Consider the following 3,741-nt stretch of genomic DNA (forward strand, 5'->3'; position numbering starts at 1 on the left):
TTACTTAAGTTTCCAAGTAGTTGATCTATGTTTAATTTATTTTCCATTTGACTCATATATGCATCCATCTATTTATTATCCTTATAATAGCAAATTTTTCGGACACAACATTTATTTTTAGTCCCTTTGATTCGCCCAATTGCTGAGTAAACATCAGCACCATAACGTACCAAGACAATACCGCCAACAACCTCACCTTCACCATTGAGGTCTGCCATTCCACGACGTGGTGCAGGGGTAAGTTCTACACGACCTATATCGCCAATGGTAATGGGTACACCAGCGCGAGTTGTCACGACAAGCTTACGAATATCATCAAGATTTTTTACATATCCTTTTGCCTGTACCATCCACTCAAAGCCGTTTTTAATGACTATACGGCCTCCAGTGTCGTTGTTATTATTTTTAAGCGTTTTAGCTACATCTTGTATGGAGAGATTGTAGCGCACGAGATTGTCGTTGTTTACACTCACTTGGTAGGTCGGAATAAATCCACCTACAGATGCTACTTCACTGACACCATCCACACCCATAAGCGCGTACTTATAGTAGTAGTCCTGCAGCGTTCTTAGCTGTGCCAGATTCTTTGTTTTTGAACTCAGAGCATACTCATAAACCCAACCCACACCACTTGCATCAGGGCCGAGTGTCACACTCATATTTTTTGGCAGACTTGACTGAATAGAAGCGAGTTGTTCAAGCACACGGCTTCTCGCCCAATAGAGATCTGTACCATCTTTAAAAATGATATAAATAAGCCCCGTCTCATAAGTAGAGTAGCCACGAACAGTATCAATGCCGGCAATAGCCAAAAACTGTGACACAAGCGGGTATGTCCCCTGCTCTTCGACTGTCTCAGGAGACTGCCCTGCCCAGTTTATCTGCACAATTACCTGAGGAGGAGACAAATCTGGCAGTGCATCAAGCGGAGTATTTTTCATACTCCAAATGCTTCCCGCCACCAAAAAAAGTGCTACCATCAAAACTAAAAATTTATTTTTTATGCTAAAAGCTATGAGTTTTTCTATCATTTTTATACCTTAATACTTAATGATAGAATTATAGTGTAGGAGTGTGTTGCGTTTGTGATTTACTCATCTTCAATTACACATCTAACACCGGCAGACCAAACCCACTCTTCATTTGTAAATCTATCTCATACCCTAATGCATTTACAACAATATCGAGTGTTTTTACAGATACACTGCCAAAGTGTCCTTTCTCTACTTTTGCCAATGTGACACGACTAATGCCTGCTAGAGATGCTAAACTCTCTTGTGTCATCTTCTGCTCCTTGCGCAAAGCTCTTATTTTAGTTCCAATTTCGGACAAGTTCATCTGGCAGCTCCTTGTAAGTTTTTTCATCAAGTGAAAGTCTAAAAATATCTAACATTTTTGAGCCGATATTTTGAAACTCACTGTTTTTTTGCAGGTAATTTTCCATCTCTTTTATTGTATTTTTCAAACTCTCCATGCATTTTACATAAATTGTTTCTGTCTCTTTTTTTGAGAGATAGCACTCCTGCATTCCAAACTTTAATAGCTCCTTTTTTCCAAACCAAAGTTTCTTTCCAAACATGGTAAGTGCAGGTCTATCTTTATGGTAGTAAACCATAGTAGTGACCACATCATATGCTGGAGAGAAGTAAATATTTTTAAAATCATTCGTATAAAGAATGCCAAAGTTTTTCAAATGAGCATCGCCATTTTTGAGCAAATAGTTCATTACAACAACTGTATAAAAGCTCTTCATAGACTCCTGCTTATTGGTCGTTACACTGTAAATAGTCTTTGCAACGCTCTCATAAGAGCCGTTATATTTCTCTTCTTTATTTTTTCCAAGTAGTGTTAATATTTCTTCAAAACCTAAAAACTCATCTCTTTTTTTGTCATAATTAAATCGCTCCACCACCAAGAAGCGATTATTGTCAGAGAGTTGAATATTTGCAATTTTCACACCTGCTTTTTCTATTGCTTTTAAGCAAAAATATTCATTGAGTGCCAACTGTTCATACTCCTCTCCCCATGTTTTTATAATGTACTCTTTTGTAGAGAGAGACTCTTTGTCTTTTAAGAGTGCTAATGATTTTGGTTGCACGCCGCTGATTGCATTTTTACTGAGGTAGGTATGAACGAGTTTGGAAAAAGTATCTTTTGTGTCATTGTGTAAAATATCTGTAAGATTAAAACTCACTACATCACTTTTCGCGCACCAACTCTCATACGTAAGCCTGCTTTGTATATTTGGGCAGAGGTAAGAAAAGCTTAGAAAGTCATCAATGTATCCATACTCTTTTGATATAAACTGCTTAAGCATCTCAAAGAGATACCCCTCTGGCATATTCATATCAAAAATCGGGTGGAGTCTGTTTTTCCAAATATAAGAGGAGACTCTATAGGGCATAATGAGAGAGATGGGAGAACTCTTTTGTGTGTAGTTAAATACATAGCGGTTGTTCTCTTTTTCAAAGGACAACTCTCCCGCTTTTTTGTTTGCAACTTTGACATCAATTTTTTGCATAATAGAGCCTAAATGATAATATTACTTATCATTTTATCTAAATTAATTAAAAATGTAAAATTATATTATCATTTTATAGAATAAACAAACCTAATAAAGCCCGTTTATCTGTGCATCACTATCCATCATAAAGAGTGAGTTATTGACCACTTTATCTCCTGCGTTTAAGCCTGATATAATGATGTAGATTTGGTTGTTGAGTGGTTTTACATGCACTTCTACTGGTTCATATTCGCCCTCGTATTCACCCACTACAAATGCGTAGTATTTGCCGTCTTTTAAGATGACTGCACTTTGTGGAAGCGTTAGATACTCACGTGCTTTGTCTTTTGAAATGACATTTGCATACATTCCGGGAAAGAGCGTATGTTTAGGGTTATTTAAACGCAGTCGCATAGTAAGTGTCGCCTCTTTTGGATCGAGGTTTGGATAGAGCAGTTTTTTGTTTGTTTTATAGATTTTCGGAGTTGTTTTAAAACTTACATCAAACTCATTCGCCTTTTTTATCCACGCAACATCATCTTCAAAGATTCTTGTCTCTACCCATACCTCATCGAGATTGACTATCTCAAAGAGTCTGCTTTTAGCGTTAAACGCAGAGCCGTTGGTGATATTTTTCATAAAAACATACCCCGAAGCCGGCGCGTAAATAGTTGTATTGGGCGAGACCTTGTTTGTTTTTAAAATGCTTTGTATCTCATTTTGAGGAACATTTAGGAGTTGTAAATTGAGCTTTGCACTTGCAAGCATGCCGCTGTTGTTTTTAATTTGCGTATATTTATAGGCATTTTTATAATCTTCTTTTGCCTTATAAACCTCAGGCGAGTAAACTTCCGCAAGTGGGTCACCTTTTTTGACATACATATAAATTTTGTTTGCATAGAGTTTTTCAACAAAACCGCCAAAACGCGGGGCAATGTTATATATGCGCGCTTCATCAGCTTTGACATACCCGTAGTTCTTTTTAGAGTGTGATGATTTTACTTTTTGCACCTTCACTGTTTGAACAGAAAAAAGCTGTTCTACCGTTGGTTTTTCTTTGACCTCAGAGGCAAAAAGTGCAAAAGGCAGCAGTAGTATCAGTAGTATCTTTTTCATTGTAATTTTCCTTGTAACTCGGCAATTTTTGCCTCAGCTTTGTTGTAATTTGCAATCGCTGTGATGCTCTTTTTTTCTAAACTCAGTTTGTCAAAGAGTACATCTATGTATTTAAAAAGGTC

Annotated in this window: 4 protein-coding genes; all 4 read right to left on the reverse strand. The window is 37.1% G+C overall.

The genetic code is table 11. From position 1 onward, the window contains the following. Positions 1–68 precede the first annotated feature (68 nt). Positions 69–1,031 (reverse strand): efflux RND transporter permease subunit, encoded by a 963-nt coding sequence (locus MV589_RS08650; protein ID WP_297433928.1) that lies wholly within the window; start codon positions 1,029–1,031, stop codon positions 69–71. A 73-nt stretch (positions 1,032–1,104) separates the two neighbouring features. Beyond that, entirely contained in the window at positions 1,105–1,338 is a 234-nt protein-coding gene (relB, locus tag MV589_RS08655) for a type II toxin-antitoxin system RelB family anti-toxin (RefSeq protein WP_297433929.1), read from the reverse strand. Next, positions 1,313–2,521 (reverse strand): type II toxin-antitoxin system HipA family toxin, encoded by a 1,209-nt coding sequence (locus MV589_RS08660; protein WP_297433930.1) that lies wholly within the window; start codon positions 2,519–2,521, stop codon positions 1,313–1,315. The genes relB and MV589_RS08660 overlap by 26 nt, the downstream gene beginning before the upstream one ends. Before the next feature lie 90 nt (positions 2,522–2,611). Beyond that, on the reverse strand, positions 2,612–3,619 hold the full coding sequence (locus MV589_RS08665; RefSeq protein WP_297433931.1) for an efflux RND transporter periplasmic adaptor subunit: 1,008 nt from the start codon (positions 3,617–3,619) through the stop codon (positions 2,612–2,614). Positions 3,620–3,741: the final 122 nt, after the last annotated feature.

Source organism: Sulfurimonas sp., from assembly GCF_026991475.1.
In the GTDB taxonomy this organism is placed as follows: Bacteria; Campylobacterota; Campylobacteria; order Campylobacterales; family Sulfurimonadaceae; genus Sulfurimonas.

Coding starts and splice junctions, on each gene's coding strand:
- MV589_RS08660 (WP_297433930.1), bottom strand. CDS start 2,521: ATGCAAAAAATTGATGTCAAAGTTGCAAACAAAAAAGCGGGAGAGTTG.
- MV589_RS08650 (WP_297433928.1), bottom strand. CDS start 1,031: ATGATAGAAAAACTCATAGCTTTTAGCATAAAAAATAAATTTTTAGTT.
- MV589_RS08665 (WP_297433931.1), bottom strand. CDS start 3,619: ATGAAAAAGATACTACTGATACTACTGCTGCCTTTTGCACTTTTTGCC.
- relB (WP_297433929.1), bottom strand. CDS start 1,338: ATGAACTTGTCCGAAATTGGAACTAAAATAAGAGCTTTGCGCAAGGAG.